This is a genomic window from Streptomyces tamarix (assembly GCF_032423885.1).
In the GTDB taxonomy this organism is placed as follows: Bacteria; Actinomycetota; Actinomycetes; order Streptomycetales; family Streptomycetaceae; genus Streptomyces; species Streptomyces tamarix.
In genome coordinates, this window is the sequence record NZ_JAWCTQ010000018.1 from 1 (window position 1) to 26,251 (window position 26,251).

Here is a 26,251-nt window from a genome sequence, read left to right on the forward strand (position 1 = left end):
GCGGTCGTCGCGGACAAGGCGTATTCGTCCCGGGCGATCCGCCAGTCCCTGCGACGCAGAGGCATCCGGGCGGTGATCCCGGAGCGGGCGGACCAGAAGGCCAACCGCCTGCGGCGAGGGAAGGCCGGCGGCAGGCCGCCGGCCTTCGACCGCGAGCTTTACAAGGCCCGCAACGTGGTCGAGCGCTGCTTCAACCGCCTCAAGCAGTTCCGCGCGATCGCCACCCGCTTCGACAAACTCGCCACCCGCTACAAGGCCGGAGTCCACCTCGCCTCACTCATCCTCTGGCTCCGCGAACCCAACCAAGATCCTTTGTCAGACAGGACCTAGTACGCGCACGCCATTCGTCCCACTGCACTGCCAGCAGAAAGCACTCATGTCGTGATTGAGATCCCTGTGGCTGGGAGCACCAACATGCCTTGGTGGGCGGCCTGCCTACTCGTCATATTCTCTGCCTTGACCTACTTTTGCCTTCGGGCCATTCGGCTCCTCATTCCAGACAGATCTAGCGACCGACTGAAGTGGTGGATCGCAGTCCTCGAACACTGTCGCCGCACTACTGGGGACACCGGACAGCTGCAACGATCCACTAAGAAATGCCACGGGGTGTGCCAGCGGAAGAGCGAGGACCGTAGTCGCACCGGCTGATGTGCTTGTCATCAGCTGTGCACCGCAAGGCCGTGTGATGAGGGGTCTACTCAGGTCAAAGTGTCCCTGTAGCTCTACTTCGACCTGTGAGCCGCGGGCCCGGCCCCGCGCCGGACAGCCGATGAGGGCCGCCACCCCCGGGGTGGCGGCCCTCGCCGTGCGGGCTCCCCATGAGGAGCGAGCGGAACTAGGCCGCCGGCGGCTCGGGACGCGCCAGGTGATGTGGAACCGCTGGTCCGGCGGGAGCCCGAATCTGCCCACCGGGCGGATCTCCTTGATGAGGTAGCCGAAGATCTGGTGGTGGGCCTCCTCGGAGAGCTCGTGCCAGGTCTCCGGGGTCGCGGTCATGGTCTCCCGCATCAAGGACGTGTCCGACTCGGCGCGCAGCCCCTCGACGCGGTCCCCACAGTGCGTGGTCTCGTCGGCGTGCACAGCGCTGAATCGATCGCCGGCGGAGGTCGGCGGTCAGTTCAGGAAGGTCTTGCGCCACTCCAGCGGGGACATCGTCAACGCGGCCTCCGCGAGGGCCCGTGCCGAGGCGGTCTTGAGGCTGTTCAGGGACGTGTCGATCCAGTCCTGGACGAGCGTGTTGCCCTGCGCCCGGTACTCGACCGCCTGAACCAGGCACTCCAGCTTGTCCGCGTCCTTGGCCAGGATCGCCTCCGGGGTGTCATTGGCCTCGTACTCCTCGACCACCCGCTGCACCCCCGCCCTCACCGCCGGGTGCGCGGCCGAGACCTGGTCCGCGGTGACCGCCTCGTTCGCCGCGGCGTCGATGTAGCGGCGGCCGATGTGTGGAATGTCGCCGATCCGGGTCTCCTGCGTGTCGTGGAAGAGGCACAGAAGGGCGACCTTCGCCGGGTCCACGCCCTCCATCATGGCCAGGACGGCGCCGATGATCCCCACGCGGAACGAGTGTTCGGCGACCGACTCGGGGTTGTTGTTGCCGGTGAACCACCATCCGGTCCGCTTGGCGTTCTTGAGCACTCCCATCTCGAAGATGAACCCCGCCGTGCCCCGGGCGTCGGCCGTCTCGTCTGCCATGTGGTGACCTCCGGTCTCAAGTGCGTTCGCGAAGAACGTAGTGCACGGTGGTGAGTTCGCGACGGGACCTTGCCGTGATCCTGTCGCCGTCGAGCAGGTCCTCGGTACGGGTCCTCAGGTCTGCGGCCAGCACCTGGGACGCCTGCGGAAGCCAGGGGCGGGCTGTCAGGAGCGCCCAGAGGGTGTGTGCGTAGAGATCGAGGTACCCGGGGGCGTGGTGCAGCCCGTACGTGAGCCCACGCAGCAGGGTGAGGGGATCCCAGGCGGTCAACTCGCGTTCCTGCATGAATCGGTCGTCGGACTGCGGCAGGCGCACCCCGCCTAGCCAGTACGCCCAGTAGTTAAGGTTTGCGGCCTCGGCCGTGTCGTCGCCCGCCAAGGACCGCTCGATGAAATCGAGCAGGGGTTGAGGATCACCGAGCCGGGCGAGTGCCGTCGCCGTCGAACGCGCCTGCGCCCAGTGCTCCGACCACCCCCGTCGCGTGAGGTTCCCCCGTCGCCCGTGCAGCGCGTGAGCCGTCCAGGAAACAGCGCCGGAACTGCGGTCGTACGAGGCGAGGTAGAGCGCTTGGCGGCACAACAACGCCTCACCCGGCCGCCGGGCCGCTTCTGCGGTCTCCCGAAGGTGGTCGAAGATCTGCGCCCGGTCGCTTGCACCCAGTAACGGGGCAGCGGCCGAAGGCCCTCGGCGGGAGGCGGGAACGCGTCCGGCCAGTGCGGAGGGCGTTACCCCCGTCAGGGCCCAGGCCAACATGTGGGCGGTTTCCCTGGTGTGCACCCACGTCGCCAGCGGGTGAAGATCCGCCGATTCCGGAGGGTCCAGTGCAGCGCCGATGACCTGGTCGGCGTCCATCGCCGGATCGAGCAACCCCAGCACGCCGGGCGCCGCGCCCATCGCCCCCAGCCGCCGGCGGAGTCTCAACAGTGCTGCGGCCTTCATATTGCCCAGGGGGCGTCGTCCGGACTCCCAGCCCTGCACGGTTCCCAGGTCGACGCCCAGAGCCTCAGCCATGGCCGACTGCGTTCGCGGAACACTCTCCCGCACCAGCCGTAACACGAACCCCGAAACGACTCCCGTGGCCGCACGTCCCCGCGCGGGCGGTCTCGCCGGCATACCCAGCTCCCTGCGAACGCCCCGTTCCCCACACGTACTGGCAGTCAGTCCTACCGCATCCTCGCCGACCGTACGTTCAAGACACCACGACGGACAGTACCCGTACGGGTACCGCCTGTTGACGCTTCCCATGCTGTCGCCTTCCCACCGAGGAGAAGCCGATGACCACACCCCTCACTCGTCGCACGGCGGACGACGCTGATGGCCAGCCGTACGGCAGGCCGAGCCCCGGTCTGATGGCCCGCGCCGAATCCGGCTTCGAGAAGTTTTGGGAACGAGTGGGCGCGAACGACCGCCAGGCCGACGAGGAGCCGGAGCAGTGACGGTCGCGTCCGTCTCCTTCGGGCACGAGCACCACCCGTGGACCGGTCGGGCCGTTGGAGGGTCGCGATGACGGAACGGCACCTCACGCCCGTCATGGTCGCGGCCATGTACAGCGACAGCGAGCTGGCCCTGGTACTCGCCGACGGGCAGGCCACCAGCCCGGCTGCCGACGCACTTCGTGACCGGCTGCGCCAGCACCTTCGGGATCTGGTCGGCCCGGCGGAAATCCACGCCACGCGGCTGGCGGACGGTCGGGCCCGGGACATCGTGGAGCACACCATCCGACACGCCCAGGCCCTCGCCCGAGATCCCGGAGGGGACCCTGCGATCATGCTGCGTCTCCTCGCCAAGGCGACCATGTTCCTGCTGCGGTACGCACACGAGGCGCAGCGGTCTCCATAGGAGCCCACCCCTGAGTCCCGTCCGGCTTCTGCCAACGCTGCACGGCAATGCCCCGGTGCTGGTTCAGTCCGGTTCTTGCAGGTGATCGAAGAGACCGCCGGCAGGAAAGGCATCGGTGGGCCCCCTCGGTTCCCTGAAGCCACACACAACGGCTCCACCAGCCGATCGCTCCCACAGCACGAGCCGGGGCGCGGGACTCGCCTTCGCCCGCGAAAGCGGAAGCCGAAGAACAAGAAACGTCCATGACCGCTGAGAAGGACCCCACCGGTGAGCGGCCTCACCGCCCTCGGAACTCCTTGCTGAACAAACGCCGGAAGTGCGACGGACCCTCGCTCAGCGCGCACAGGACTGTGGCGCGGACCACTCGGCGGGCCCAGCGCGGGCGGGGTCGGGACACGGGCCTGGACGGTCGCTGTCGCCATGGGCCCGTGGTGGGCATGGGGGCGCCCCGGGTCTCGTTCGGTGGGATGGACCTCCTGCCCCGTGTGGGGGAGGCAGATGACTGACGGATGACGGCCCCGGCAGGCGGTCCGCGGGACTCCGGGCGCGGCAGGCTCGGTCGTCGGGGGTCCGCACCCCGGTGTGGGCCCTGCTGTACCGCCTCCAGGGCCGGACGGTCCAAGCTCCCGGGCACGGGTAGGAGGGCCCCGGCGGGTGCGGGGCGTCGCCCGCCCGCCGGGGCGGGATGGTCAGTGGGTGGCGCGGATCAGGGTGCGGACCAGGCGGCACGTGGTGTCGGAGGGCGGGTGGATGCCGAGGTTCTCGGCGGTGGCGCGGATCGTGTCGTCGTCGGCCTTGGAGGCGGCGTACACGCCCGAGTCGAGCAGGGCTATCGCGAGGCGCATGGCCTTGAGGTGGCGGTTGTGGGACACGTACCACTCGCGCGGCCGGCCGGCCGGGAGCGGCTTCTTCCGCAGGGGCTTCCAGGGTTCGAGCGGCAGCGGCGTGACGGTGGCGACGGCCATCGGCGACCTCCTGGTGCGGGGTGCGGGGGCCCTCCCCGGACCCTCACTGACTGCTTCGATTCTACCGGGGGGCACTGACAAACGGCCCTGGCCAGACGGGGTGCGGAGCGGTTCCCGGCGGGTACGGTGGCGGCATGGAGATCTGGATCAACCCCGCCTGTTCCAAGTGCCGTGGCGCGCTGAACCTCCTCGACGAGGAGGGCGCCGAGTACACGGTCCGCCGGTACCTGGAGGACGTGCCGTCCGCCGACGAGATCCGCGACGTCCTGGGCCGGCTCGGCCTGGAGCCGTGGGACATCACCCGCGTCCAGGAGGCCGTGGCGAAGGAGCTGGGGATGGCGGACTGGCCCCGCGACGAGGCGTCCCGCGGGCGGTGGATCGAGGCGCTGGCCGCGCACCCGAAGCTCATCCAGCGGCCCATCATCACCGCCGACGACGGCACGGCGGTCGTCGGCCGGTCGGAGGAGGCCGTCCGGGACGCGCTCTCCCGGTCCTGAGCCACGCCATGCCCGCCATGCCCGCCATGTCCGCCATGCCGCCGGGGCGCCGGGGCCGGCAGGGCGGGGAGGGCTCGGTGGGCGGGGCGCGGCGGGGCTGGGGGCGCGGTACCCAGACCGCCCAGGCCCCACCGGGCCCCCAGGCCCTTGAAGCCCCGCAGGCCCCCAAGCCGCTCAGGCTCCCGTCTGGCCCTCCGCCTCTGCCAGGATCTCCGTCATCCGCAGGCCGAACCGTGCGTCGCACCCGTGCGGCACGCCCGTCCGCGCCGCGGCCAGCAGTGCGTCCACCGCCGCCGCGAACGACCCGACCGCGTCGTCCCAGCGCGGCATGGCCACCTGCCCCCGGTCGCCGTACAGCGTGATGCCCGCGTCCGCCGCCGCGACCGGGACGCTGAGCGAGAGGGCCGCCGAGCTGGCCGCGCCGCCCGCGTGCCGCAGCGCCAGTTGCCGGGTGTCGTCCGGGCCCGCCGCGGCCACCACCTGCGTCACGTCGCCCAGCACCGGCAGCAGCACCGACAGGACGTGCGGGCCCACGTCCCACAGGGCGCCCTTCTCCCGCCGCCACGGCGACGCGGCGTACGCGCTGGTCGAACCGGGCGAGAACAGCGCGCCCAGCCAGTGGGCCCGCGCCAGGTACCAGCCGCCCGCCGCCGCCTGCTCCTCGATCCACGGCGCGGTGCCCGCCGCGAACCGCAGCGTGCAGAACACCACGGACGCCACCCCGGACTTCTCCGCCGCCAGCGCCACCTCCCGCGCGCCCGCCACGCTCGTCGCGACCGGCTTGTCCAGCAGCAGGTGGCACCCGGCCGCCGCGGCCCGCACGGCGAACGGCGCCTGCACGTCGGGCGGCAGCGCGACCGCCACGGCGTCGCTCGCCGCGAACAGGGCGTCGACGTCCTCGTACGCGCGCGTGCCGAACTCCGCGGCGAGCCCGGCGGCGGCGTCCGGGCGTCTCCCCCACACGCCGCTGAAGTCGACGCCCGGGTGCGCCGCCAGCGCGGGGGCGTGCGTGCGGGTGGCCCAGGGGCCCGTGCCGAGGAGTCCGATGCGTGTCGCCTTCGTCATGTCCGCAAGTCTGCCCGCTGCTCGAAAACCATGCCGGGCCGGGCCGCGTCCGGTGCTACGTTTCTCGGGCCGGCCGCGGGACTCCGGCGTGACTTCCGGGACCTGCTCTGTAAAGCAACGCTTTCGCTGTTCACGCCCCCATTCCCCGGCCGGCGCACCACCACGCCGCACCGAGACCGACCGGCCGGCCGGCCGACCGGGGGGACCATGGCCGAGACCTTCTCCGACCTCGTCGCCGCCGAGGACGTGCTCCTCTTCGTCAACGCCGCCGTCACCGCGACCGGGCAGCGCGAGTTCCGGTCGTCGGCGGACGAGCAGCGGCTGTCGCTCGACTTCCTCCACGCGTACGTGCGCGTCAACTACCGCCCCCTGTACGCCGCGTCGCTCGCCCTCGACATCAACGACCACAACGCCGCCCTCGTCGTCGAGCGGCTGCTGCGCCACGCGGACGAGGCCGGTCCGCAGGAGAAGCGGCTGGAGGGGCGGCTCATCGCGGCCCGGCTCGCCACGCTGCCCCCGCAGCGTGTGTACCGGCTGTTCGGCGCCCTGCGCGCCGCCCGGGTCAACAACCGGCGTACGCGGGCGCTGATGCGCGACTGGCTGGCGGCCCGCCCCGACCCCGCGCACGACGCGGTGAAGTACCGGGCCGGGCTGAAGCGCGCCGCCCGGCACTCGCACCTGCTCCCCGGCGGCGCGGAGCTGGGCGACTTCCTGTTCGCGCCGCGCCGCCGCGCCCGCTACGAGGACCCGCGCCTCGACGCGTACCGCCGGGCCCGCCACGAGCAGGCCGCGCTGTACGCGCTGCCGTTCACGGTCGCCGAGGGGTTCGCCGCCCGGCACGGCGTACCGCGCGCGGTGTTCCTGGAGCGGATGGCGCCCCGCATGACCCGCCTGGAGCGGCTGCGCGCACAGGGCCGGGCGGGGGCGCCCGGGGCCGACCTGGCGGCGATGCCGCTGACCCGGCTCGCGCTGTACGCGCTGTCGCTCGGGTTCGGGGAGCGGGCGGCGCGGCGGGCGGAGCTGACGGGCGCGCTGCGGGCGGCGGCGCGCCGGGCGGCGGGCCCGTACGCGGGGACGTGGGGGCGGGTCGCGGCGGTGCTGGACGACAGCTACTCGTCGTACGGGTCGGGCGTGAAGCGGCGCCGGCCCCTGGCGGTGGCGCTGGGCTGCCACTTCCTGCTGGAGGCGCTGGCCCGGCCGGGCGGGTACGCGCCGCTGTGGACGTCGGGCTCCACGGACCCGCTGATGGCGCGGCCCTGGGGGCCGACGCCGCTCGGCGCCCGGATCCTGGACGCGCTGGAGACCGACCCGGAGCGGCTGCTGATCGTGTCGGACGGCTGGGACAACGCGCCGCCCGGCCTCGCCGGCGAGGTGCTGCGCGTGTGGCGGACCCGGCTGGACCCGGAGCGGCGGACGAGCGTGGTGCACCTGAATCCGGTGTACGACGCGGACGGCTTCGACGTGCGGCGGCTGGCGCCCTGCGTGCCGACCGCCGGGGTGCGGGACGCGGAGGACCTGCCGTCGCTGGTGGAGATCGCCCGGTTCGCGGAGGGGCGCACGGGGCTCGCCGAGCTGCGGGCGTACCTGGACCGCCGTGTCGCGCTCTTCCTGGGGGACGCGTGACCCGGATCGACCTGGCCGGGCTGGCGGCCGGGCCCGCGCAGGTGTGGGGCGGCGTCCGGCTGGTGCCGCTGCTGCGGGAGCGGCCGATCGAGGGGCTGCGGCTGCACGAGGAGCTGTACGGCGACGCGTACGGGCGGGTCGCGCTCGGCCCGCGGCACACGTACACGTCGTACATCCCGCACGGCTTCGTCGCCGACTGGTCCCCCGGCGGGAGCGGGAACGGCGGCGGGGGCGGGGGCGACCGGCGGCGGGGCGCGGCGTACGGGACGGGGCTGGGCGTCGCCGCGCCGGTGTGCGTGCCCGTGCGGACGCACCACCGGCTGGCCAAGCGGGTCCGGGACGGCGGCGGGGGGCGGCTGCGGTTCCTGCCGCTGCACCTGGCGCTGGAGGGGTACCTGGCGCTGCACTTCGGCGGGCCGTCCGTCGTGTGGGACGAGTGGTCCCGGCAGGCGGTGCGCCGGGGGCTGTCGCCGCGGGAGGAGGACGCGTACGCGGGGCGGTCGGTGCGGGGGCTCGCCGAGGCGCTGCGGGTCTTCGAGATCCACCCGGGGCAGTGCGGCGTGATGGTGTACGCGGCGGACGCGCTCGCCGCGGCGTTCGTCGTGCCGCACCCGGACGACTACCGGGCCCTGCACCCGTCGCTGGTGCGGGACCTGTACGGCGAGCTGGTGCACCAGTACGCGCTGTACGGGCGGCCGGTGCCCGAGTTCGCCGCGCGGATCGACGACGCCGCGGGCCGGGTCCGGACCCTCGCGGACCTGCGGGCCGCGGCGCGCGCCGAGGAGCGCGCGTGGCGGGCGGCGCACGACGGGCTGATGGCGCGCGACCTGCTGGAGACGTCGTACGCGTGGGAGCGGGTGCGCGGGGCGGGGCCGTTCACGCTGTACCGCTTCCTGCCGCCGTTCCGGGCCGGCCGGGGCGGTCAGCACATCGGTGAGGTGATCACGGACCGGAAGGGGCGGACGGCGTACCTGAAGACGTTCCGGCTGTCGGAGAACCAGGTCCGGCGCGGTTACGTGCTGCGGCGGCTGGCGGACTGCGACTGGGACCCGGCCCGTACGGCGGAGGCGCTCGGGACGGGGTACGAGGAGCTGGTCGCCCGGGTCCGGCGCGCGGGTTTCGGGGCGCTGCTCGACGCGCACGGGGTCGCACAGCGCGCGCGTGCCCTGCGGGAAGGCTGAGTAACACGGGGTTCACACACGGGCAATGGCCGGGAAATCCCCCGTTGCCAAGCTGCGCGGCATACCGCTGCACCCGCAAAAGGATGAGGCCCCGTGACCATCAAGGCTGAGTACATCTGGATCGACGGCACCGAGCCGACCGCCAAGCTGCGCTCGAAGACGAGGATACTGACGGCCGCCGTCGCGGACGTCGCCGAGCTGCCGATCTGGGGCTTCGACGGGTCCAGCACCAACCAGGCCGAGGGCCACTCCTCCGACTGCGTGCTGAAGCCGGTCTACTCCTGCCCGGACCCGATCCGCGGCGGTGAGCACGTCCTGGTGCTGTGCGAGGTCCTGAACACGGACATGACGCCGCACTCCACGAACACCCGGGCGCAGCTGGCCGAGGTCGCGGAGAAGTACGCCGCCCAGGAGCCGATCTTCGGCATCGAGCAGGAGTACACCTTCTTCAAGGGCCACCGCCCGCTCGGCTTCCCCGAGGGCGGCTTCCCCGCCCCGCAGGGCGGCTACTACTGCGGTGTCGGCGCGGACGAGATCCACGGCCGCGACATCGTCGAGGCGCACCTCGACCACTGCCTCGCCGCGGGCCTGGGCATCTCCGGCATCAACGCCGAGGTCATGCCGGGGCAGTGGGAGTTCCAGGTCGGCCCGCTCGACCCGGTCACCGTCGCCGACCAGCTGTGGATCGCCCGCTGGCTGCTCTACCGCACGGCCGAGGACTTCGAGGTCTCCGCGACGCTGCACCCGAAGCCGGTGAAGGGCGACTGGAACGGCGCGGGCGCGCACACCAACTTCTCCACGAAGGCGATGCGCGAGGGCTACGACGCGATCATCACCGCGTGCGAGGCGCTCGGTGAGGGCTCCAAGCCGCTCGACCACGTCAAGAACTACGGCGCGGGCGTCGACGAGCGCCTGACCGGCCTGCACGAGACCGCCCCGTGGGACCAGTACAGCTACGGCGTCTCCGACCGCGGCGCGTCGGTCCGCATCCCCTGGCAGGTCGAGAAGGACGGCAAGGGCTACATCGAGGACCGCCGCCCGAACGCCAACGTCGACCCGTACGTGGTGACCCGTCTGCTGGTGGACACCTGCTGCGAGGCGCTGGAGAAGGCCGGCCAGGTCTGATCCCGCCCGTACGCGACGAGGGGGTGCCCCCGGCCGGAGCCGTCCGGCCGGGGGCACCCTCCGTGCTGGTACGGGGGCACGCCGTACGGGGGTGAGCGGCGCGGCGGCGGGAGACGGCCGCCGGGGCGGGGCGAACGCCGTGCGGGCGAGGTGGGGGAAGACCCTCCCGCCGCGCGGGCCGGGCGCCGCGGACGGCCGCGGCCCCGAGGCGCGCCAGGAGCGTGCCGTCCGGGGGCGGTGGGGCGGGCGCCTCGTCGTGGCCGAAACGGCCCGGACGGGCCGCGTGGCCGCGGTGACCCCGAGCCGCCGGGACCATCGGGTGTGGGGCCGCCCGCACGGCGACCGGCCCGGTTCCGATCACCGGGGCGCCCCGTCGGCGGCCCGCCGCCGCCCGGGCGAGTGCCCAGGTCAGGGCGAAAGCACCCGGCAGCGAGCGCACCGGCACGGGGTGGGCGGCCTGGAGGGCGTGCCCGGTCCGCGTACAGCACCGCGCACACCGCGGCGAACAGCGCGGCGTGCAGGGCGCGCACCGGCGAGCGGGACGCGGTCGTGGCCGGAATCTGCCTCCACCCGGGGGAGGTTCCGCTTCCGGCTGTTCCTCCGGTAGCGGAAGCGGTGGGCGGGGCGGGGGCACCGGGGCAGAGTCGGGGACATGAGGCTTTTGATCCTGGGTGGTACGGAGTTCGTGGGGCGGGCCGTGGCCGAGGCCGCGCTCGCCCGTGGCTGGGAGGTGACGGTGTTCCACCGGGGGCGGCACGAGCCGCCTCCCGGCGCGGCGGTGCTGCGCGGCGACCGGTCGGTGCCGGACGGGGCGGGTCTGTCCGCGCTGCGCGGGGGCACGTGGGACGCGGTCGTCGACACGTGGTCGGGCGCGCCCTTCGCGGTGCGGGACGCGGCCCGGCTGCTGGCGGGGCGGGCGGGGCGGTACCTGTACGTGTCGAGCTGCTCCGTGTACGAGTGGCCGATGGTGGCCGAGTTGCGCGAGGACAAGCCGGTCGTGGAGGCGTCGCCGGACGACGGGGACGACGTGCCGTACGCGCGCGCCAAGCGGGGCGGGGAGCTGGCGGCCGTCGGGGCGTTCGGCCCCGAGCGGACGCTGCTGGCGCGGGCGGGGCTGATCCTGGGCCCGTGGGAGAACGTGGGCCGGCTGCCGTGGTGGCTGAACCGGATCGCGCGCGGCGGCCCGGTCCTCGCGCCGGGGCCGCGCGACCTGCCGCTGCAGTACATCGACGCGCGGGACCTCGCCGGGTGGCTGCTGGACGCCGCCGAGGGCGGGCTGGCCGGCCCGTACGACCTGGTGAGCCGGCCGGGGCACACGACGATGGGCGGACTGCTGGAGGCCTGCGTCCGGGCGACCGGGTCGGACGCCGAACTGCGCTGGACGCCGCCCGACCGGATCCTCGCCGCGGGCGTCGAGCCCTGGACGGGGCTGCCCGTGTGGGTCCCGCCGGGCGAGGCGCACGACGCGATGCACGGCGCCGACGTGAGCAAGGCGCTCGCCTCCGGCCTGCGGTGCCGCCCCGTCGAGGAGACCGTCGCCGACACGTGGGCGTGGCTGCGCGGCCTCGGCGGCGAGGCGCCGCGGCGGCCGGACCGGGACCCGGTGGGGATCGATCCCGAGCTGGAGGCGAAGGTCCTCGGGCTGTAGGGGCGGGCCGGGGGCCTGGTCCCGGGCCGGGTCCTGAGCCGGGCCGGGCGCCGGGTCCCGGGCCGGGCGCCGGTTCCTGGTCCGGGCCGGGGTTCCTGGTCGGGGGTTCCGGACCGGGGTGGTGCCAGGTACACCCCGGGTCGGGTGCCCGGCCCCGTGACCCGCCCCCGCCCCGACCGGGAGACTGGGGCTGCGGCGCGACACGGGGCGCGCCGCGGGCACGGGCGCGGGAGGCGACGGTGGCGAGGACGACGGTGGCGGGGACGAGGACGACGGGGACGGCCGGGGCGGGGAACGCGGGTGCGGCGTACGGCGGCGGGGGCGGCGCCCCGGCCGGCCGGGCGCGGGCGGCCCTGCTCGCCGCGGTACGGGGGTTCGCGGTGGCGCTGGTCGCGCTGCCCGCGTCGGTCGCCCTCCTCGTGTGCACCCTGGTGTCGGTGGCCCTGATCCCGCTGGGCGTCGGCGTGCTGACGACCCCGCTGGTACTGGCGCTGGTGCGCTCCCACGCCCGGGCCCGGCGGGCGCTGGCGGCCCGTTGGGCGGGGGTGCGGATCCCGGAGGCGTACCGTCCGCCGCCGGCCGACGCGCGGGGCGGGCTCGTCGGATGGGCGGAGCGCTGCGCGCACCTGCTGAAGGACCCGGCGACCTGGCGGGACGTGCTGTGGCTGGTCACGGACCTGTCCGCCGGGTTCGTCACCGCGCTCGCCCCCGCGCTCGTCCTCGCCTACGGCGTGGAGGGCCTGGTGCTGGCGGCGGGCCTGTGGCGGGCGTTCGACGCGGGCGCCGACCCGTACTGGTACGCCTTCGTGCCCGTGGGCGGTCCGGGCACGGCGGTGGCGGCGGGCGGGCTCGGGCTGGTCGTCCTCGCCGCGGGGCTGCGCTTCGGCCCGGCGCTGCTGCGGGGCCACTTCGCGCTGACGGGGGCGCTGCTGGGTCGGCCGCCGGAGGCGGAGCTGCACGAGCGGATCGACCGGCTCACCGAGACCCGGCACGACGCCGTCGACGCCTCGGCCGCCGAGCTGCGCCGCATCGAGCGGGACCTGCACGACGGGGCGCAGGCGCGGCTGGTCGCCATGGGCATGGACCTCGGCACGATCGAGGCGCTCGTCGAGAAGGACCCGGTGCGGGCGAAGGCACTGCTGGCGAAGGCCCGGCAGGACTCGGCCGCCGCCCTGGCCGAACTGCGCGACCTGGTGCGGGGCATCCACCCGCCCGTCCTCGCCGAGCGGGGCCTGGGCGACGCCGTCCGGGCCCTCGCGCTGCGGCTGCCGCTCCCCGCCGAGGTGGAGGTGGACCTGCCGGGCCGGGCGGAACCGCCGGTGGAGTCCGCCGCGTACTTCGCGGTGAGCGAGATCCTCACCAACGTGATCAAGCACGCGCGGGCGGACCGCGTGTGGATCGACGTCCGGTACACCGGCGTCATGCTGAGCGTCACCGTCACCGACGACGGGATCGGCGGCGCCGGGGCGGGGGCGGCCGGGGGCGGCTCCGGGCTGAGCGGGATCGAGCGGCGGCTCGGTACCTTCGACGGCATCCTGGCCGTCAGCAGCCCCGCCGGCGGCCCGACCGTGGTGACGATGGAGATCCCGTGCGTGTTGTCCTAGCGGAAGACCTGTTCCTGCTGCGGGACGGGCTGGTACGGCTGCTGGAGGCGTACGGCTGCGAGATGCTCGCCGCCGTCGGGACCGGCCCCGAACTGTCCCGGGCCCTCGCGGAGCTGGAGCCGGACGTCGCGGTCGTCGACGTCCGGCTCCCGCCGTCGCACACCGACGAGGGCCTGCAGTGCGCCCTCGCCGCCCGCCGGACCCGGCCGGGGCTGCCGGTGCTGGTGCTGTCGCAGCACGTCGAGCAGTTGTACGCGCGGGAGCTGCTGGCGGACGGCGACGGGGGCGTCGGGTACCTGCTGAAGGACCGGGTGTTCGACGCGGACGGGTTCGTCGACGCGGTGCGGCGGGTGGCGGCCGGTGGTACGGCGATGGACCCGCAGGTCATCTCGCAGCTCCTGGACCGGGGCCGGGCGCGGGACGAGCCGCTGGGCCGGCTCACGCCGCGCGAGCTGGAGGTGCTGGAGCTGATGGCGCAGGGCAGGTCCAACACGGCCATCGCCGCGCAGCTCCGCGTCACCGAGCGGGCCGTCGCGAAGCACACCTCGAACATCTTCGCCAAGCTGGACCTGAAGGTGTCCGACGACGACAACCGCCGGGTCCTCGCCGTGCTGGCGTACCTCGACCGGACCTGAGCCCCGCGCGCGCCCCCTCCGCACTGATCCGCACGAATCCGTACGGATCCGCACGGAACGGCCCGCCCCCCGCGGGCGGGGCCCGGCCGCACGGGTTCGCCCCGTACGCGTCCGCCGCGGTGCCGTTCCGCGTCCTCGCTCCGGGGGCGGGACCCGGCTAGCCTGCGACGGTGCCCGAACCTTCCAGAATGTCCCGCCGTGCCCTGATCGGGGCGGCCGGAGCGACCGCCGCGCTCACCGGGCGCGCCCCCGCGGCCGTGGCCGCGGTCCCCGCGCCGCCGCACCCCGACCCCGTCGCCGCCGCGCGCGCCGCCCTGCACCGCCTCCTGCCCGCCCACGCCGACCGGTTCGACCTCGTGCGGCTGCCCCCGGGCCCCGAGCGGTTCCGCGTCACCGGCGCGCGGGGGCGCGTCCGGGTCGCGGGGACCGGCCCCGTCGCGCTGCTCACCGGCGTCCACTGGTACCTGAAGTACGTGTGCCGGGCGCACGTCTCCTGGTGCGGCAGCCGGCCCGACCTGCCCCGCACCCTGCCCGCGCCGCCCGCGCCGCTCGCCCACCGCGCCACCGTCCCGCACCGGTTCGTCCTCAACGACACCCACGACGGCTACACCGCCCCGTACGCGGACTGGTCGCACTGGGAGCGGCTGATCGACGTGCTGGCCCTGCACGGCTGCAACGAGGTGCTGGTCACCGCCGGCACGGAGGCCGTGTACCACCGGCTGCTCCTGGAGTTCGGCCACACCGACGCCGAGGCGCGCGCCTGGCTCCCGGCGCCCTCGCACCAGCCGTGGTGGCTGTTGCAGAACATGAGCGGGTACGGCGGGCCGCCCGCCCCGGACCTCCTCGCCCGCCGGGCGGCGCTCGGCCGCCGCGTCGCGGACCGGCTGCGGGAGCTGGGCATGTCCCCGGTCCTGCCCGGCTACTTCGGCACCGTCCCGGACGGCTTCGCCGACCGCGTCCCGGGCGCCCGCACGATCCCGCAGGGCACCTGGGCCGGGCTGCCCCGCCCCGGCTGGCTGGACCCGCGCACCGGCGCGTTCCGCCGGGTCGCCGCCGCCTACTACCGCCACCAGCGGGAGCTGTTCGGGGAGGTCCGGCACGTCAAGATGGACCTGCTCCACGAGGGCGGCGACCCCGGCGACGTGCCCGTCCCGGACGCCGCCCGCGCCGTCGAGGCGGCCCTGCGCACGGCCCTCCCCCGGGCGACCTGGGTGCTCCTCGGCTGGCAGGCGAACCCCCGCCGCGAACTGCTCGACGCGCTCGACCGGTCACGGCTCCTCGTCGTCGACGGGCTGTCCGACCTGGAGGCGGTCACCGACCGGGAGCGCGACTGGGGCGGCGCGCCCTACGCGTTCGGCACGATCCCCAACTTCGGCGGTCGCACCACGCTCGGCGCCGCGACGCACCGGTGGGCCGAGCGGTTCACCGCGTGGCGCGACCGGCCCGGCTCGGCGCTCGTCGGCACCGCGTACATGCCGGAGGCCGCCGGGCGGGACCCGGCCGCCTTCGAGCTGTTCTCCGAACTGGCCTGGCGGGAGCGGCCTGTGGACCGCGCGCGGTGGTTCGCGGACTACGCCGACCTGCGCTACGGCGGCCCGGACGCCGCGGCCCGCGCCGCGTTCGCCCGCCTGAGCACCACGGCGTACCGGCTCACCAGCGACGACGGACGGCCGCACGACTCGGTGTTCGCCGCCCGGCCGTCCCTGTCGGCGCGCTCCGGGGCGCACCACGCGACCCGCTCCCCCGCCTACGACCCGGCGGCCTTCGACGGGGCGCTCACCGCGCTGCTCGGCGTGCGGGAGGAACTGCGCCGCTCCGACGCGTACCGCCACGACCTGACGGACGTGACCCGGCAGGCGCTCGCCAACCGGTCCCGGCAGTTGATCGGGGAACTGGACGCGGCGTACGCGGCGGAGGACCGGGCGGCGCTGCGGACGCTGGCCGGACTGTGGCTGCGGCTGATGCGGCTGGCCGACGAGGTGGCGGGCGCCCACCGGGCGTTCCTGCTGGGCCCCTGGCTGGCAAACGCCCGGCGCGAGCGCCTGGAGCACACGGCGCGGGCCCTCGTCACGTCGTGGGCGAACCGGGCGGCGGCGGACGGCGGACGGCTCGCGGGCTACGCCAACCGGGACTGGTCGGGGCTGATCGCGGACGTGTACCTGCCGCGCTGGCGGGCGTACCTGGAGGAGCTCCAGGACGCGCTCGCCGAGGGCCGCGAGCCCCGGCCGGCCGACTGGTACGCCGCCGAGGAGACCTGGAGCCGGGGCACGGAGCCGTATCCGCTGCGGCCGTCGGGCGACCCGTACCGCACCGCCCTGCGCGTGCGCGACGTGCTCGCCCGCGCCCCCCACCAGGGGGCCGTCACCGTCACCTGCGACCCGCCGGCGCTCGCGCCGGGCGGCACCGCCGAGGTGACCGTGACGTTCCGCAACACCAGCGGCCTGGGCGGCACCGGCCCCGTCGACCTGGTCCTCGACGGCCCGGCGCCCGGCGGGCTGCCGCCGCACCGCACCGGCCCCGTCCCCGCCGCCGGGTCCGCCGCGGCGTCCTGGCGGGTCACCGCGCCCGCCCGGCCGCTCACCGACCCGGTCGAGCCGCTGCCCTACACGGTGCGCGCGACGTACGGCACCGGGGGCGGGCCGCCGGTGACGGCGGTGCGGCGGGGCGAGCTGTACGTGGCGGGGCCGCTCGGCGACACGTGGCGCACCCACACGTCGAACGACGCGGTGTTCGGGCGGCTGGGCGGGCGGTTCGCGGTCAACGGCGGGGGCCGGGACCTGTGGCGGCGCGTCGCGGAGTTCGGCGTGTCCTACCGGGAGGGCGCCCTCGCGGAGGGCGGGGTGCTGGAGGCGCGGGTGGAGGCGCAGACGGCGACGGGGCCGTGGGCGCGCGCCGGGATCGCCGTGCGCGACGCGCTGGGCGTGCCGGGGGCGCCCGGGTTCCTGTACCTGGCGGTGACGCCGGCGCGGGGCGCGGTGCTGGCGTGGGACGCCGACGGCGACGGCGCCCTCGACGCGTACCGGCAGCTCCCGGGGGTGGCGGCGCCGGCGCTGCTGCGGTTGTCGCGGTCGTCGGGCGTCTTCACCGGGACGTGTTCGGCGGACGGCGGCACGACGTGGCGCACCGTCGCCGCGGTGCCGGCCGCCGGGGTGCGGGCGGCGCCCGTCCAGGACGCCGGGGTGTTCATGACGGCCGCGCACGGCGGGAGCGGGGCGCGCGGCACGGCGGTGTTCGGCGGGCTCGCGGGGTGGGGGGGCGTGAGGGGGCGAGGTGACCAACCCCACCGTCGCTCGTTGCGTTGGGCGTGAGCACCCAGGAAGCCCAGCACACCCGAAAGGCCGCGGAGCCGGGCGTCGCGGCCTGCGCCGTCGCTCCCGTCGACGTGGAGCAGGCCGAGGCGGCGCTCGTCGAGCACTACCCGCGGCTGGTCCGCATCGCCTATCTGGTGCTGCCGCCGTCCCTCGGCCGCAACCGGCGCGTCCTCACCGCGCACGCGCTGGTCCAGCGGTCGCTGCCCCGGCGCCGCACGGCGGTGGGCGACGAGGCGGCGATGCCGGTGCAGCGGCGGCGCCCGGAGGACGTCGTGGACCCGGGGTACGCGTACGTGCGCGGGCGGGTGCTGCGGCAGGCCCTGGAGGCCGGACTGCCGCTCTGGCGCCGGGCGTGGCCGAAGCGGGCGCAGTTGCCGCCGCTGCTGCCGATGGTGTGGGGGCTGCGGTTGTTCCCCCGGTCGGGCGGTGCCGACGAGCTGGCGCTGGACCAGCGGATGGCGGCCCTGTCGGGTGCCGGCCGGGCCGCGTACGTGCTGCGCTGCCTGGAGCGGCAGGGCGACGCGGAGGTGCGGCGGATGCTGGCCGCGGCGGGGGTCGCGGACCCGAGGGCCGCCCTGGCGGAGGCGGACCGGGTCGGGGCGGCGGGCGGGGCGGACGGCGGGGCGCTGCTGGAGTCGCCGGAGTTCGACCCGTGCACGCTCCAGGCGCGGCCCACGGACCTGATGCGGCGGCGGCAGCACGCGAAGGCGGCGCTCGCGGCGGGCACGGCGGCCGTCGTGTGCGGGGCACTGCTGGGGCTGCCGGGCGAGGGCTGGGGGCGGGACGGCGCGGCGGCGCCGCCGTACGCGCGCAACCCGGTGTCGGAGGCGGCGTTGGACCCGGCGAAGCTGCGGCGGATCGCGCCGGCCGCGTGGCAGCGCTCGTCCCGCACGGACTTCTCGGTGTGGCCGGCGCGGGGCGGGCTGACCGGCGACGAGGCGTTGCTGCGGCGGGCGCTCGCGGTGTGGGCGCGGCCCGGTTCGCGGGTGCGGGCGTCGGCGACGCCGGGCACGCTGCCGGGTCCGCCGATGGGCCCGCCGCAGCTCCTGTTCGCGGACGAGGTGGACGGCGCGCGGGTGGTGCTGTTCCACGACGGGCTGCGCGCGGTGCGGTACGCGGAGCCGACGGACGGCACGGAGGTGGCGGCGCTGGACTTCGCCCGTACGGACGGGGCGGACACGGCCGCGTCGGCGGCCCTGGTGGTGGGGCGCACCCACGCCAACGTGCGGTACCTGACGGCGCCGTGGGTGCGGGGCGTGGCCGTGCGGGACCTGCTGGTGCCGGACGGGGGCACGCGGCCGCTGGAGCGGGACGCGACCGGGGTGACCGCGCCGATGCAGAGCCCGGCCGCGACGCGGGACTGCCGGTCGTGGGACGTGCTGGAGGTGCGGGACGGGGTGGCGACGCGGGTCCTGACGGACCTGGGCGAGCTGACTCCGGCGCGGCTCACGTCGGGTCCGCCGGCGAAGCCCGTGGACGTGACGGACCGGGGCGCGCTGCGGGAGTGGGCACGTACGGCGTGTCTGCTGCCGGTGATGCGGGCGCGGGGCGTGCGGTCGGTGAACTCGTGGCGGTTCGCCGAGCAGGACCTGCCCGGTTCGGGCACCGGGACGGCGGCGTGGCTGTGTACGCGCGCGGAGACGTGGCGGGGGCCGGGCAGCAGGGTGCTGGCGCAGTTCCAGGCGCCCGCGCCGGACGCCGGGCCGGGCGAGCCGCTCGCGGCCGGGGCGCTCGCGGCGAAGGCGGAGGACTCCCCGGCCTGCGGCACGCGCGAACCACACGTACTGGCCGGGGTGTTGTGGAAGGGCCCGGGCGGCCGGTGGTACGTCCTGGCGGCGGGCAGCCCGCGGGTGGCGTCGCTGGCCACGTCCGGCGGCGTCGAGGGCGGCGCCGAGGGGCGGCTGCTGGCGGTCGAGGCGGAGCCGGGCGCGCGGGCGGAGCTGACCGGGAGGCTGGAGGACGGGACCCGGATCGGCACCCTGCGCTGAACGGCCCCGGCGGTTCCGCCGGGTGGCTAGGGCAGCAGGAGCCAGTCGGCGGCGAGGGCGGCGAGGAGGCCCGTACCGAGGAGCCAGGTGCCCAGGCGGGTGCGGCCGTGGCGGCTGAGCTCGATCACCACTCCGCACAGGATCATCGCCAGCCCGTACACGCCGACGACGAGGACCGACGTCCGGCTCGCCAGGCGCAGCGCGAGGACGGCGGCGAGGGTGACCAGCAGGACCGTCGCGACGACGATCCGCAGCCGGCGCGCCTGGCGCGGGGTGAGGCCGTCGTGGGACTGCTCGGGCGCGTCGTCCCCGGCGGGCTCCGGCGCCGCCGCCTCCGGGAGGTCCGGGGTGCCCGGGGTGTCCGGGGCGTCCGCCGTACCGGGGGGGTCCTGGTCCGCTGTGGTCATGTCCCGGAGCGTAACGGACCGCGTGTCCACCGCTGTTCGAAGGGCGCCGTTAGGCTGTTCGCATGACGACCGGGGTGCGCCGACGGATGGGCGTCGAGGAGCGCAGGCAGCAGTTGATCGACGTGGCGCTGGAGTTGTTCGGCCACCGCTCCCCCGAAGAGGTGTCCATCGACGAGATCGCCGCCGCGGCGGGCATCTCCCGGCCGCTCGTCTACCACTACTTCCCCGGCAAGCAGAGCCTGTACGAGGCGGCGCTGCGGCAGGCGGCGGACGAGTTGGCGAGCCGGTTCGTGGAGCCGCGCGAAGGACCGTTCGGTGCGCGGCTGCTGCGGGTGACGGGTCGGTTCTTCGACTTCGTCGAGGAGCACGGGCCGGGTTTCGCTGCGCTGATGCGCGGCGGCCCCACGCGCCCCACCGGTACGGGCCGTTCCACCGGTACGGCCCGCCCGGCCGGTGCGGCGCCGACCGCGCACGCGGTGATCGACGGGGTGCGGCAGGCCGCGTACGACCACGTCGTAGCGCACCTCGGGGTGCGCGGGCGGCCACCCGCCCGGCTCGACCTGGTGGTGCGGTCGTGGGTGGCGCTGGCCGAGTCGACGGCGCTGTTCTGGCTGGACGGGCGGCGCGTCCCGCGCGCCGAGCTGGAGCGGCAGTTGGTGCACGACTTCGGGGCGCTGGTCGCGGTGAGCGCCGCGTACGACGGGGAGATGGCGGGCCTCATGGCCGGCCTGCTCGCGGACGAGCCCGCCGACGGGCCGTTCGGCGACCTCGTCGGGCGGCTCGTGACGCTCCTCGCGGGCACGCCGGCCGTGCCGGCTCAGGCCTTGCGGTAGGACGCGTCGAGATCGCGGATCTCCGCGGAGACGTACACGGTGAGTTCGTCGTCGGGCTTCAGGAAGTCCCGGGCGAGGGCGGCGGCGGCCTCGGCGAGGCGGGCCTTCGCCTCGTCGGTGCGGCCCGCGAGGAGGGCGATCTCCACGTAGACGATGGCGGCGTCGGCCGTTCCGTCCCCGGCGGTGAAGTCGTCGATGCGGCGGGTGCGGGTCCTGCACGCCTCGACGCGGGTGGCGACGGTGTCGGCGACGACGGGGTGCAGGGCCCTGGCGTAGCCCTTCCGGTCGAAGGTGTCGTCGAGGGCGGCGGAGTAGTCCACGGTGATCTGCGGCATGGCCCCACCTTCACCCCGCCCGGCTCCCCGGCACAAGCGCCGCCCGGATGTCGGAACGGCGCCCCGCCTCCCGTGTGGGAGGCGGGGCGCCGCGGTGGCGGGGCGGGTCAGCGGGCGGTGAAGACCGCGACCGTGCGCGCCGGGACCGTGAAGGTGCCCGAGGCCGTGTCGTACGCGGCCGTCCTCACCACGGCGTCCGCGCCGCCGGCCTGCACCGGGTGCAGGGCGTAGCCCTTGCCGGAGAGGGCCGGGACGGTCTGCCGCTGCCGCTCGGGCGTGGCGTTGAAGACCACGACCAGGTCGCCGAGGCGCATGGTGATCACGCCGGGCGTCTCGTCCCGCCCGGACAGCGGGAACGACAGGTCCGACTGGACCCGGTCCGCGGTGGCGAGGCTGAACGCCCGTTCCGTGGTGCGGATCCGCAGCAGGTCCCGGTAGGCGGCCGAGGCGCCCTCGATCTGCGGGCAGCCCGCCTTCAGGGACGGCGAGGACAGCAGCGGCTTCGCGTACGCCCACTTGTCCTGGTTGTCGGCGGCGGGCGGCAGTCCGCGCCCGAAGCCGTTGCCGAGGCGGCAGTCCCAGTGGAGGGCGTTGAACCAGTCGCCGCTGTCGTACGAGTTGCGGTCCAGGGACTTGGAGCGCAGCAGGTCGGTGCCGGCCTGCGACAGGGCGGGGCCCTGGGAGAGCGCGGCGGTGGCCATGGCGAGGACCTGCATCCTGGCCCGGTCGTCCGGGGAGGTGCCGGCCGGGAGCTTGAACGCCAGCGCGTCGTACAGGGTCTCGTTGTCGTGGGCGTCCGCGTAGGCGAGGGCGTCGCCGGGGGCGGCGGCGTAGCCGGCGGGGGCGCCGTTGTAGTCGACCTGGGAGCCCTTGACGCGCTTCCCGGACGTGTCGGTGAAGGTGTAGTCGGCGAGGTTGCCGCTGAGGCCGACCTTGATCAGGTCCTGGTAGTGCAGGAGGCGGGCCTTCTGCTCGGCCGGGGTGCCGTTGGCGGCGGAGCCGTTGGGCTCGGTGTACAGGCCGGAGGCGAAGCCCTGGACGCCGGGGTCGGCGTCGAAGGGGCCGCCGCCGCGGACCGCGTCGCGGGCCCGGTCGGAGAAGGTGGCGATGCCGGTGCCGGCCATGTTCTTCTGCGTGGCCTGGACGAAGCGGGCGTCGTCGGCGACCTCGCCGAAGTTCCAGCCCTCGCCGTACAGGATGACCTTCTTCCCGTCGACGCCGTCCTTCTCGACGGTCAGGGCGTCCAGCGCCTCGCGGACGGCGAGGATGTTTTCCTTCGGGTGGTGGCCCATGAGGTCGAAGCGGAAGCCGTCGACCTTGTACTCCTTGGCCCAGGTGACCACCGAGTCCACGACGAGCTTGCCCATCATCGTGTTCTCGGGCGCCGTGTTGGCGCAGCAGGTGGAGGTGGCGACGGACCCGTCGGCGAGGAGCCGCTGGTAGTAGCCGGGCACGATCCGGTCGAGGACGGACTTGTCGTCCTGGCCGGCGGCGACGGTGTGGTTGTAGACGACGTCCATCACGGTGCGCAGGCCGGTGCCGTTGAGGGACTGGACCATCCGCCGGAACTCGACCGTGCGGCGGGTGCCTTCGGGGTCGGAGGCGTACGAGCCCTCGGGCACCGTGTAGTGGAGCGGGTCGTAGCCCCAGTTGAAGGCGTCCTTCGCGGCGACCTTCGCGATGCACTTCTGCTGCTCGTCGGAGTCGGCGGCGTACGCCTTCAGGTCGCAGTCGGGGGTGGCCCGGCCGGACTTCCGCTCGGGGACGGTGCCGATGTCGAAGGCCGGGAGCAGGTGCACGTGGGAGGTGCCGCTGCGGGCCAGCTTCGCCAGGTGCCTCACGCCGTCCGAGTCGCGGTCGGTGAAGGCGAGGTAGCCGCCGGGGTGCTTCGCGGTGGGGTCGGAGGCGGAGAAGTCGCGGACGTGCAGTTCCTGGATCTGCGCGTCGCGCAGCGGGACCGCGGCGGGCTTGCGGAGCGTCGCCCAGCCCTCGGGGGCGAGCTCGGGGGCGGACAGGTCGACGACGAGGCTGCGCGCCGAGTCGGTGGTGAGGGCCGTGGAGTACGGGTCGGTGACCTTGTTGGTGACGACCTTCTGGACGCTGGGCGCCCAGACCGTGACGACGTACCGGTACGGCTTGCCGGTCCAGGACGGGGAGCCCTTCACGGACCAGACGCCGGTCGTGTCGTCGCGCTTCATCCGGACGGCGCGGCCGTCGAGTTCGAGGGCGACGGACTGCGCGGTGGGAGCCCAGACGGAGAGGGTGGGCGTGCCGCCGCGGAAGACCGGGCCGAGGGCCTTCGCCTTGGCCTTCTCGCCGTACAGGGCGTCGAGGACGCCGGCGGTCTGCACGCCGGTCGCGGTGAGCAGGGCCCCGTTGGCGGCGCGCTGGGTGGCGACGAGCTGGCCGCGCAGGGCGGTGCGGATCCGGTCGCGGTCGCGCGGGTCGACGGAGTACGCGGTGTACTTCGCCAGGTGCGGGAAGGCGGCCTTCTGCGCGTCGGTGAGCGCCGTGCGGTTCAGGCGGAGCCAGTGGGCGCGGTCCTCGCCGGTGAGGGCGCCGTCCTCGACGGCGAGGGAGCCGGTGGGCGAGTGGACGAGCTGGCTGGAGGCCGCGGCGGGCGAGCCGTTCCAGGCGACGGTCGTCCCGTCGATCCACACGGCCGTGGACTTGGCGAGGTCGAGGGCCGCGCCGCCGCCCTTGGGCTGCGGCAGCAGGTACTTCTGCTGTCCGGCGAGCATCCACACCTCGTGGCCGTCGGCGGTGAGGTCGAGGGACTGGTCGGCGGGCAGGTCCTTCTCGTCGCCCTTGTGGAGGATGTAGCTCAGCGACGTGGCGCCCTTGGCGAGGGGCACCTCGTAGACCGCCCCGTACGCGTCGGTGCGGACGGGCAGGAGCGGCTTCGACCAGTCGGTGGGGGCGGCGGCGCCGTTCCAGACGTGCAGGCCCCAGCCGTCGTAGGCGCCGTCGGGGCGGTGGTAGTGCAGGACGGCCTTGGAGGTGTCCTGCGGCGGGTAGGCGCCGGCGGGCGGCTGGTCGAGGGCGGCCTCCTTGCCCTGTTCGATCCACACCTCGCCGGTCTTGGACAGGTCGACGGCGCGGTCGGCGGAGACGTCCTTGTTGCCGTCCCCGTCGATGACGAGGTAGCCGACGCTGGAGGCGCCCGGCTTCAGCTTGACGTACGCGAAGGCGCCATAGGCGTCGCGGCCGGTGAAGGGGTGGCCCTCGGGCCAGGGGGTGGCCTCGCCCTCGGCGATGTCGCCCCAGGCGTACAGGCGCCAGTCGGCGTAGTCGCCGTCGGCGCGCTTGTAGTGGACGATCGCGTGGTCGCGCTGGGTGGCGGTCGGGGCCGGGGTGGCCGGGGCCCGGCCCGCGGTGGTGGCGGCGAGGTCGCTCGCGGTGCGGCCGGCCGTGTCGACGGCGACGGCCTTGTAGCGGACCGGGGTGCCGGCCGGGGCGGTGATCGTGTGGCTCACCGTGTAGGGGGCGTGGTCGGCGGTGCCGAGGACCTGCCACTTCCCGGTGCCCTGCTGGGCGGCGAAGACGACCCGGTTGAGCTGTCCGCCGTCGACGTCGGCGGTGACCTGGACGGTGCCGGAGGCGCCCGCGGCGGGGGCCTTCAGCTCGACGGAGGGCGCGGCCGCCGGGGCGGCGAGGGGCTTGGCGGCCTTGAGGACGACGGCCGACAGCGCCGGGACGGTGACGGTGATCTTCTTGTCGGCGCCGCTGGTCACGGCGCCGGTGTCGCCGTGGACGGGGCGGAAGGCGGTGCCGGCCGACTCGGTGGCCAGCTCGGCGGTCTTCGGGCCCGTGGCGTTGTTGACGGCCACGACGTACTCGGTGCGGGCCTTCGCGTCGATGCGGGAGAACGCGTACACGCCCGCGCCCCGGTCGGCGTGCCGCTCGATCTGCACGCCGTCGGCGAGCGCCGGGTGCGCCTCGCGGAGCTTCGCGAGCGCGGCGATCTGCCGGTACAGCGGGTGGCGGGGGTCGTACGCGTCGGCGGCGTGGGTGCGGTCGGTGCCGATCTGGTCGTCGTCGAGGTAGTCGGCGGTCCTGGAGGCGAAGAGGGTCTGGCGGGCGTCCTTGTCGCCGCCGGGGCCGGTGAAGCCCTGCTCGTCGCCCGCGTAGACGACGGTGTTGCCGCGGCTGAGGAACATCAGCTCGTTGGCGAGGGCGTACCGCTTGAGGAGTTCCGCGTCGGACGCCCCGGCGTTGTCCTGCTTGAGGAAGGCGCCGAAGCGGCCCATGTCGTGGTTGCCGAGGAAGTTGACCGTCTCGTAGGCGTTGGCCTTGTCGGTCGTGTACTTGTGGTCGTCCCCGAACAGCGCGGCGAGCTTCGCCGCGGAGCCGCCCTGGGAGGCGTACTGGCGGGCGGCCTCCTGGAACGGGAAGTCCAAGGTGGCGTCGAGGCGGCCCTCGCGCACGTAGTGCGAGGTGACGGAGGTGTCGGAGGAGTACACCTCGCCGAACATGAAGAAGTCGTCGCGGCCCCGGTCGGCGGCGTACGCGTCGAGGGCGGTGGCCCACTGGGTCCAGAACTCGGTGTTGACGTGCTTGACCGTGTCGATGCGGAAGCCGTCGATGTCGAAGTCGCGCACCCAGCGCTGGTAGATCTTCTCCATGCCCTCGACGACCTCGGGGCGCTCGGTCCACAGGTCGTCCAGGCCGACGAAGTCGCCGTGGGTGGAGGACTCGCCGGCGAAGGTCGAGTCGCCCCGGTTGTGGTACATCGACGGGTCGTTGAGCCACGCCGGGACCTTCAGGTCCTTCTTGTCGGCGGCGACGACGGGCGTGCGCGGGAAGGAGTCGAGGTCCGTCCGGGGGAAGCGGCGCGTGCCGTCGGCGTAGTCGGCGTCGTCGAAGGGGCGGCCGTCCTTCGTCAGGTACGGGAAGGCGCCCTTGGAGAGGTACTCGTAGGACTTCTCCTCGTAGTCGACGACGTCGGCGGTGTGGTTGGTGATGACGTCGAAGAAGACCTTCATGCCCTTGGCGTGGGCCTTGTCGATGAGCCGCTCCAGGTCGGCGTTGGTGCCGAAGTGCGGGTCGACCTGGGTGAAGTCGGTGATCCAGTAGCCGTGGTAGCCGGCGGAGGCGCTGTCGCCCGTGCCCTGCACGGGCTGGTTCTTGAAGATCGGGGCGAGCCAGATCGCGGTGGTGCCCAGGCCCTTGACGTAGTCGAGCCGCTCGGTGAGGCCCTTGAGGTCGCCGCCCTGGTAGAAGCCCTTGTCGGTGGGGTCGTAGCCGGTGGTGAGCCGGGTCCCGGTGAGCCCGCCGCGGTCGTTGCCCCGGTCGCCGTTGGCGAACCGGTCGGGCAGGACGAAGTAGAACTGCTCGCGGGTCAGGTCGTGCCGCGCGGGCTCGGCGGCCAGCCGTCGGTCGGACGGGGGCTCCGGGGGCCGGGGCGCGGCGCTGGCCGGGGCGGCGGCGGGGACGGCGAGCGCGGTGATCGCCGCCGCCGCGAGGGCGGCCACCGATCTGTGCGTCGGGCGCCGCCACCGG

The 26,251-nt window shown here is 74.9% G+C and carries 20 protein-coding genes; 13 read left to right on the forward strand and 7 right to left on the reverse strand.

From position 1 onward, the window contains the following. The coding region (locus RND61_RS16085) for a transposase (protein WP_315878642.1) at positions 1–330 on the forward strand (330 nt) is incomplete at its 5' end. A gap of 783 nt (positions 331–1,113) precedes the next feature. On the opposite strand, the gene RND61_RS16090 is transcribed toward RND61_RS16085, so the two are convergent. Together RND61_RS16090 and RND61_RS16095 are read right to left on the reverse strand one after the other, a co-directional pair. Next, a complete protein-coding gene (locus RND61_RS16090; RefSeq protein ID WP_315878643.1) occupies positions 1,114–1,692 on the reverse strand; it encodes an HD domain-containing protein in 579 nt (192 codons plus the stop codon). Positions 1,693–1,708: 16 nt separating this feature from the next. Beyond that, entirely contained in the window at positions 1,709–2,704 is a 996-nt protein-coding gene (locus tag RND61_RS16095; RefSeq protein WP_315878644.1) for an XRE family transcriptional regulator, read from the reverse strand. Positions 2,705–2,967: 263 nt separating this feature from the next. Between RND61_RS16095 and RND61_RS16100 the strand changes: the two genes are divergently transcribed. Continuing rightward, entirely contained in the window at positions 2,968–3,129 is a 162-nt protein-coding gene (locus RND61_RS16100) for a hypothetical protein (RefSeq protein ID WP_315878645.1), read from the forward strand. Positions 3,130–3,196: 67 nt separating this feature from the next. Next, a complete protein-coding gene (locus RND61_RS16105) occupies positions 3,197–3,532 on the forward strand; it encodes a DUF6415 family natural product biosynthesis protein (RefSeq protein ID WP_315878646.1) in 336 nt (111 codons plus the stop codon). A gap of 689 nt (positions 3,533–4,221) precedes the next feature. Here RND61_RS16105 and RND61_RS16110 read toward each other — a convergent pair. Further along, positions 4,222–4,497 (reverse strand): hypothetical protein, encoded by a 276-nt coding sequence (locus RND61_RS16110; protein ID WP_315878647.1) that lies wholly within the window; start codon positions 4,495–4,497, stop codon positions 4,222–4,224. A gap of 134 nt (positions 4,498–4,631) precedes the next feature. Here RND61_RS16110 and RND61_RS16115 point away from each other — a divergent pair, with 134 nt between their 5' ends. Further along, the gene (locus RND61_RS16115; protein WP_315878648.1) at positions 4,632–4,994 is read left to right on the forward strand and encodes an arsenate reductase family protein; all 363 of its coding nucleotides are present in this window, start codon (positions 4,632–4,634) and stop codon (positions 4,992–4,994) included. A 174-nt stretch (positions 4,995–5,168) separates the two neighbouring features. Here the strand turns inward: RND61_RS16115 and RND61_RS16120 are convergent, their stop codons facing one another. After that, positions 5,169–6,059 (reverse strand): Gfo/Idh/MocA family protein, encoded by an 891-nt coding sequence (locus RND61_RS16120; RefSeq protein WP_315878649.1) that lies wholly within the window; start codon positions 6,057–6,059, stop codon positions 5,169–5,171. Between the two features lie 207 nt (positions 6,060–6,266). Between RND61_RS16120 and RND61_RS16125 the strand changes: the two genes are divergently transcribed. The 8 genes from RND61_RS16125 to RND61_RS16160 all read left to right on the forward strand — a co-directional run bounded on the left by RND61_RS16125 (position 6,267) and on the right by RND61_RS16160 (position 19,174). Beyond that, positions 6,267–7,682, forward strand: a complete 1,416-nt coding sequence (locus tag RND61_RS16125; protein WP_315878650.1) for a hypothetical protein — start codon at positions 6,267–6,269, stop codon at positions 7,680–7,682. Then, complete coding sequence (locus RND61_RS16130; RefSeq protein WP_315878651.1) at positions 7,679–8,863, forward strand: ARPP-2 domain-containing protein; 1,185 nt, start codon at positions 7,679–7,681, stop codon at positions 8,861–8,863. Before RND61_RS16125 ends, RND61_RS16130 begins: the two co-directional genes overlap by 4 nt. 93 nt (positions 8,864–8,956) lie before the next feature. Then, on the forward strand, positions 8,957–9,988 hold the full coding sequence (gene glnII, locus RND61_RS16135; protein WP_315878652.1) for a glutamine synthetase: 1,032 nt from the start codon (positions 8,957–8,959) through the stop codon (positions 9,986–9,988). A gap of 652 nt (positions 9,989–10,640) precedes the next feature. Further along, positions 10,641–11,636, forward strand: a complete 996-nt coding sequence (locus RND61_RS16140; protein WP_315878653.1) for an NAD-dependent epimerase/dehydratase family protein — start codon at positions 10,641–10,643, stop codon at positions 11,634–11,636. 353 nt (positions 11,637–11,989) lie between these two features. Beyond that, positions 11,990–13,240, forward strand: coding sequence for a sensor histidine kinase (locus RND61_RS16145; RefSeq protein ID WP_315878750.1), 1,251 nt, complete (start codon positions 11,990–11,992; stop codon positions 13,238–13,240). Continuing rightward, positions 13,225–13,875, forward strand: coding sequence for a response regulator transcription factor (locus RND61_RS16150; RefSeq protein ID WP_315878654.1), 651 nt, complete (start codon positions 13,225–13,227; stop codon positions 13,873–13,875). Before RND61_RS16145 ends, RND61_RS16150 begins: the two co-directional genes overlap by 16 nt. A gap of 188 nt (positions 13,876–14,063) precedes the next feature. Further along, complete coding sequence (locus RND61_RS16155) at positions 14,064–17,183, forward strand: alpha-N-acetylglucosaminidase (protein ID WP_315878655.1); 3,120 nt, start codon at positions 14,064–14,066, stop codon at positions 17,181–17,183. Then, positions 17,180–19,174 (forward strand): hypothetical protein, encoded by a 1,995-nt coding sequence (locus RND61_RS16160; protein WP_391653548.1) that lies wholly within the window; start codon positions 17,180–17,182, stop codon positions 19,172–19,174. The genes RND61_RS16155 and RND61_RS16160 overlap by 4 nt, the downstream gene beginning before the upstream one ends. Positions 19,175–19,200: 26 nt before the next feature. On the opposite strand, the gene RND61_RS16165 is transcribed toward RND61_RS16160, so the two are convergent. After that, positions 19,201–19,581, reverse strand: coding sequence for a hypothetical protein (locus tag RND61_RS16165; RefSeq protein ID WP_315878656.1), 381 nt, complete (start codon positions 19,579–19,581; stop codon positions 19,201–19,203). A 62-nt stretch (positions 19,582–19,643) separates the two neighbouring features. Here RND61_RS16165 and RND61_RS16170 point away from each other — a divergent pair, with 62 nt between their 5' ends. Next, positions 19,644–20,414 carry a TetR/AcrR family transcriptional regulator gene (locus RND61_RS16170; RefSeq protein ID WP_315878657.1) on the forward strand — a complete coding sequence of 257 codons (771 nt, stop codon included), beginning with the start codon at positions 19,644–19,646 and terminating at the stop codon, positions 20,412–20,414. On the opposite strand, the gene RND61_RS16175 is transcribed toward RND61_RS16170, so the two are convergent. Together RND61_RS16175 and pulA are read right to left on the reverse strand one after the other, a co-directional pair. Continuing rightward, positions 20,399–20,749, reverse strand: coding sequence for a 5-carboxymethyl-2-hydroxymuconate Delta-isomerase (locus RND61_RS16175; protein ID WP_315878658.1), 351 nt, complete (start codon positions 20,747–20,749; stop codon positions 20,399–20,401). The genes RND61_RS16170 and RND61_RS16175 overlap by 16 nt on opposite strands. Positions 20,750–20,856: 107 nt before the next feature. After that, the gene (gene pulA / locus RND61_RS16180; protein WP_315878659.1) at positions 20,857–26,223 is read right to left on the reverse strand and encodes a pullulanase-type alpha-1,6-glucosidase; all 5,367 of its coding nucleotides are present in this window, start codon (positions 26,221–26,223) and stop codon (positions 20,857–20,859) included. Positions 26,224–26,251: the final 28 nt, after the last annotated feature.

What these genes read in the sequence shown, in the direction of transcription:
- RND61_RS16090 (WP_315878643.1), bottom strand. Translation starts at nt 1,692, where the DNA reads ATGGCAGACGAGACGGCCGACGCCCGGGGCACGGCGGGGTTCATCTTC.
- RND61_RS16095 (WP_315878644.1), bottom strand. Translation starts at nt 2,704, where the DNA reads ATGGCTGAGGCTCTGGGCGTCGACCTGGGAACCGTGCAGGGCTGGGAG.
- RND61_RS16100 (WP_315878645.1), top strand. Translation starts at nt 2,968, where the DNA reads ATGACCACACCCCTCACTCGTCGCACGGCGGACGACGCTGATGGCCAG.
- RND61_RS16105 (WP_315878646.1), top strand. Translation starts at nt 3,197, where the DNA reads ATGACGGAACGGCACCTCACGCCCGTCATGGTCGCGGCCATGTACAGC.
- RND61_RS16110 (WP_315878647.1), bottom strand. Translation starts at nt 4,497, where the DNA reads ATGGCCGTCGCCACCGTCACGCCGCTGCCGCTCGAACCCTGGAAGCCC.
- RND61_RS16115 (WP_315878648.1), top strand. Translation starts at nt 4,632, where the DNA reads ATGGAGATCTGGATCAACCCCGCCTGTTCCAAGTGCCGTGGCGCGCTG.
- RND61_RS16120 (WP_315878649.1), bottom strand. Translation starts at nt 6,059, where the DNA reads ATGACGAAGGCGACACGCATCGGACTCCTCGGCACGGGCCCCTGGGCC.
- RND61_RS16125 (WP_315878650.1), top strand. Translation starts at nt 6,267, where the DNA reads ATGGCCGAGACCTTCTCCGACCTCGTCGCCGCCGAGGACGTGCTCCTC.
- RND61_RS16140 (WP_315878653.1), top strand. Translation starts at nt 10,641, where the DNA reads ATGAGGCTTTTGATCCTGGGTGGTACGGAGTTCGTGGGGCGGGCCGTG.
- RND61_RS16155 (WP_315878655.1), top strand. Translation starts at nt 14,064, where the DNA reads ATGTCCCGCCGTGCCCTGATCGGGGCGGCCGGAGCGACCGCCGCGCTC.
- RND61_RS16165 (WP_315878656.1), bottom strand. Translation starts at nt 19,581, where the DNA reads ATGACCACAGCGGACCAGGACCCCCCCGGTACGGCGGACGCCCCGGAC.
- RND61_RS16170 (WP_315878657.1), top strand. Translation starts at nt 19,644, where the DNA reads ATGACGACCGGGGTGCGCCGACGGATGGGCGTCGAGGAGCGCAGGCAG.
- RND61_RS16175 (WP_315878658.1), bottom strand. Translation starts at nt 20,749, where the DNA reads ATGCCGCAGATCACCGTGGACTACTCCGCCGCCCTCGACGACACCTTC.